Below are 4,023 nucleotides of genomic sequence, written 5' to 3'. Positions count from 1 at the left end.
GTTCCTGTTGGGCACCGATAACCTGGGGCGCGACATGTTCAGCCGCCTGGTCTATGGCGCGCGAAACACCCTGGGCATTGCCTTCCTCACCACGGTGTTGGCGTTTTTGCTCGGTGGGTCCTGCGGCTTGATCGCGGCGATCAAGGGCGGCTGGGTCGATCAGGGTTTGTCGCGGGTGGTGGACATCCTCATGGCCATTCCGCAACTGATCTTCGCCTTGCTGATCCTCAGCGTGGTCGGCACCACGGCGACGTCGCTGGTGTTGGTGATTGCGCTGCTGGATGCGACCCGGGTGTTTCGCCTGTCGCGCGCGGTGGCCATGAACGTGGTGGTGCAGGACTTCGTCGAAGCCGCGCGCCTGCGTGGTGAGGGCCTGTGCTGGCTGGTGACCCGCGAGGTGCTGCCCAACGCCGCGGCACCGCTGATTGCCGAGTTCGGCCTGCGTTTCTGCTTCGTGTTCCTGTTCATCAGTGCGTTGTCGTTCCTCGGCCTGGGCATTCAACCGCCCACCGCCGACTGGGGCAGCATGGTGCGCGACAACGCCGTGCTGATCACCTTCGGCGACATCAGTCCGTTGCTGCCCGCCCTGGCCGTGGCCTTGATCACGGTCAGCGTCAACTTCGTCGTCGACTGGATGCTGCACAAATCCAGCGGCCTCAAGGAATGCTGAACATGACGACCACAAAACCTTTGCTGGAAATCCGCGACCTGCACATCGAAGGCCATTACGAAGACGCCTGGCATCCGCTGATCAAGGGCATCGACCTGACCCTGCAACGGGGCGAAGTGCTGGGGCTGATCGGCGAGTCCGGCGCGGGCAAGTCGACCCTCGGCCTGTCGGCCATGGGCTACGCCCGCGACGGCTGCCGGATCACCGGCGGCTCGGTGCACTTCGACGGCATCGACCTGCTCAAGGCCAAGCCTGAAGCCCTGCGCAAACTGCGGGGACTGCGCATTGCCTATGTGGCACAGAGTGCGGCGGCCTCGTTCAACCCGGCCCATCGACTGATCGACCAGCACGTCGAAACCGCTGTGAAAAACGGCGGCATGAGCCGCGACCAGGCCATGCGTGACGCAGTGGAACTGTATCGGGTGTTGCGCCTGCCCAACCCCGAAACCATCGGCCAGCGCTATCCGCACCAGGTCTCCGGCGGCCAGTTGCAGCGGGTCATGACCGCGATGGCCATGGCTTGTCACCCGGACCTGATCATCTTCGACGAACCGACCACGGCGCTGGACGTCACCACCCAGATTGAAGTGCTCGCCGCCATTCGCGATGCCGTGGCGACCTATGGCAGCGCGGCGATCTACATCAGCCACGACCTGGCGGTGGTCGCGCAGATGGCCGACCGCATCATGGTGCTGCGCCACGGCAAACTGGTGGAAGAGGCCGAGACCCGCAAGATGCTCGGCGACCCGCAGGAGGACTACACCAAGTCGCTGTGGGCGGTGCGCAGTTTCCGCACCGAGCCCAAGGCCAGTCCGCAACAGGAACAACCGTTGCTGGAACTGCGCAATAGCTGCGCCAGTTATGGCCGGCAACCGGTGCTGCACGATGTATCGTTGAAGCTGTATCGCGGCCAGACCCTGGCAGTGATCGGCGAATCCGGTAGCGGCAAGAGCTCCACGGCGCGGCTGATCACCGGCTTGCTGCCGCCGACTTACGGCCAGGTGCTGTACGACGGCGAACCCTTGCCCGCGGACTTTCGCCAACGCAGCAAGGAGCAACTGCGGCGCATCCAGATGATCTACCAGATTCCCGACACGGCGCTGAACCCGCGCCAGCGCATCGTCGACATCATCGGTCGGCCATTGACGTTTTATCTGGGCCTCAAGGGCAAGGCCATGCGTGCCCGGGTCGCGGAACTGCTGGAGATGATCGAACTCGACCCGGCGACCTTCATGGAGCGTCAGCCCCGGGAACTGTCGGGCGGGCAGAAGCAACGCATCTGCATCGCCAGGGCCCTGGCGGCGGATCCGCAACTGATCATCTGCGATGAAGTGACCTCGGCCCTCGACCAACTGGTCGCCGAAGGCGTACTGAAATTGCTCAACCGCATCCAGCAACAACTGGGTGTCGCCTATCTGTTCATCACTCACGATGTTGCTACTGTGCGGGCAATTGCCGATGAGGTATTGGTGATGCAACGGGGCAGGGTGGTGGACCATGGCTCGCGCAGCCAGATCTTCACCCCGCCGCACCAGGACTACACCGGGCTGCTGTTTTCTTCCGAACCGCAAATGGACCCCGACTGGCTCGACCGCTTGCTGGCCACGCGCGCTTGCACACCTTCAACCGATACGCTGGAAAAAGTCTAAGGAACCACCATGAAAGTACTGATCGTCCACGCTCACCCGGAGCCGCAATCCTTCACCGCCGCCCTGCGTGACCAGGCCGTCGCCACGCTCGAAGCCCAGGGCCACGAAGTGCAGGTCAGCGACCTGTACAAAATGAACTGGAACCCGGTGGCCAGCGACGCCGACTTCTCGAATCGGGAAAACCCCGAGTACCTGGTCTACGCCCTGGAACAACGCCTGGGCGTGAAGAGCCAGTCGCTGGCGCCGGACATCCAGGCTGAGCTGGACAAACTGCTGTGGGCCGACCTGCTGATCCTCAACTTCCCGATCTTCTGGTTCTCCACCCCGGCCATGCTCAAGGGCTGGATCGACCGGGTGCTGGTGTCCGGCATCTGCTATGGCGGCAAGCGCTTCTACGATCAGGGTGGATTGGCCGGCAAGAAAGCGCTGGTGACCGTGACCCTGGGTGGCCGTGAACACATGTTTGGCGAAGGCGCGATCCACGGCCCGCTGGAGGACATGCTGCGGCCTATCCTGCGCGGAACCCTGGCTTACGTCGGCTTCGATGTGCTGGAACCCTTCGTGGCCTGGCATGTGCCGTACATCAGCGAAGAGGCGCGCCAGCAATTTCTGGTTGATTACGGCCAGCGTTTGCAGCACTTGAGCGACGACCAACCCCTGGTATTCCCGAAGCTGTCGCAGTTCGATGACAAGCTCTATCCACTGGCCACCAAGGCCTGATCAACACCGCTAACCCTGTGGGAGCGGGCTTGCTCGCGAATACGGTGGCACAGTCAACATTGATGTCGGCTGACCCACCGTATTCGCGAGCAAGCCCGCTCCCACAGTTTGATCTTCAGTGCATTCGAATCCCCGCGCCATTGTTCTGAATACACGTCATACCTTGCTTTCGGCCTCATGCCCCTTCGGGGGATTGGCGCCTGATAAAAATGATGATGCCGGCGCGTTGTGTCGACGACCGGCTGGTGATGGAAATCGAGCCCACCGCCGGTCAGTAACCGGGTGGCTAATGGGGGCTGATCTAAACTCCTGATGGGGGTGAACCAGGTTCATCCGGAGGTCATCATGAAAAAACTGTCACCTATCAGTCTGTGTCTCGCCTTGTCGGTTTTGAGTGCCCCGGGATGGGCGCAATCGGTGGTACCGATGAAAGGGCAAAGTTCGCAACAAACCCAGGCTGACATCAACGAATGCAACAGCATCGCCGCCAGCCAAAGCACCTCGACGGCTTCCACGCCTTCCGGCGGGCGGATCAAGGGCGCTGCTGCCGGGGCTGCCGCTGGCGCGGTTGGGGCCCAGGTGCGCGGCAATCAACGTGACGAGGTCTATGATCGTGTCGACGACGACACCAAACAGGACTATCGCCAGAACCGCGCCAAGGAGACGGCGGCGGCCGGCGCCGTGGTCGGTGCATCACGTCAGCGCCAGGAACGCCGGGAGCAATCGAAAACCACGCAGGCGAACACCACGTCGGCTTACACCAGCTGTTTGCAGGGCAAGGGTTACCAGGTGAACCCTTGATCAGATACTGAACACACCGTAACTGTAGGAGCGAGCTCGCTCGCGATGGTCGTCAACGATAACGCGGGCTGGCAGGTGCCCCGTGGTGTTCTCCGGTTTATCGCGAGCAGGCTCGCTCCTACAGAGGGCATTGGCTGCCGGCGAAAACACAAACCCTGTAGGAGCGAGCTCGCTCGCGATGGT

5 protein-coding genes are annotated in these 4,023 nt (G+C 62.3%); 4 read left to right on the top strand and 1 reads right to left on the bottom strand.

The annotated features are described in order from the left end of the window. From AC07YV_RS12050 to AC07YV_RS12035, 4 genes are all read left to right on the top strand, one after another. Positions 1-670: ABC transporter permease (locus AC07YV_RS12050; RefSeq protein ID WP_102699499.1), on the top strand; the 670-nt coding region annotated here is incomplete at its 5' end. Between the two features lie 2 nt (positions 671-672). After that, on the top strand, positions 673-2,319 hold the full coding sequence (locus tag AC07YV_RS12045) for an ABC transporter ATP-binding protein (protein WP_102699500.1): 1,647 nt from the start codon (positions 673-675) through the stop codon (positions 2,317-2,319). Between the two features lie 9 nt (positions 2,320-2,328). After that, positions 2,329-3,039, top strand: coding sequence for an NAD(P)H-dependent oxidoreductase (locus AC07YV_RS12040; RefSeq protein ID WP_102699501.1), 711 nt, complete (start codon positions 2,329-2,331; stop codon positions 3,037-3,039). 345 nt (positions 3,040-3,384) lie between these two features. Then, the gene (locus AC07YV_RS12035) at positions 3,385-3,840 is read left to right on the top strand and encodes a YMGG-like glycine zipper-containing protein (RefSeq protein WP_102699502.1); all 456 of its coding nucleotides are present in this window, start codon (positions 3,385-3,387) and stop codon (positions 3,838-3,840) included. Here the strand turns inward: AC07YV_RS12035 and AC07YV_RS12030 are convergent. Further along, positions 3,841-4,023, bottom strand: a 183-nt coding sequence (locus AC07YV_RS12030; protein ID WP_494990292.1) for a hypothetical protein, incomplete at its 5' end; no start/stop codon positions are given.

Source organism: Pseudomonas sp. GW456-E7 (assembly GCF_059424105.1).
This window is presented reverse-complemented; position numbering and strand designations above follow the sequence as displayed.

Bases quoted from the DNA above. Each gene is read 5' to 3' on its own strand.
- AC07YV_RS12045 (WP_102699500.1), top strand. From the start codon at position 673: ATGACGACCACAAAACCTTTGCTGGAAATCCGCGACCTGCACATCGAA.
- AC07YV_RS12040 (WP_102699501.1), top strand. From the start codon at position 2,329: ATGAAAGTACTGATCGTCCACGCTCACCCGGAGCCGCAATCCTTCACC.
- AC07YV_RS12035 (WP_102699502.1), top strand. From the start codon at position 3,385: ATGAAAAAACTGTCACCTATCAGTCTGTGTCTCGCCTTGTCGGTTTTG.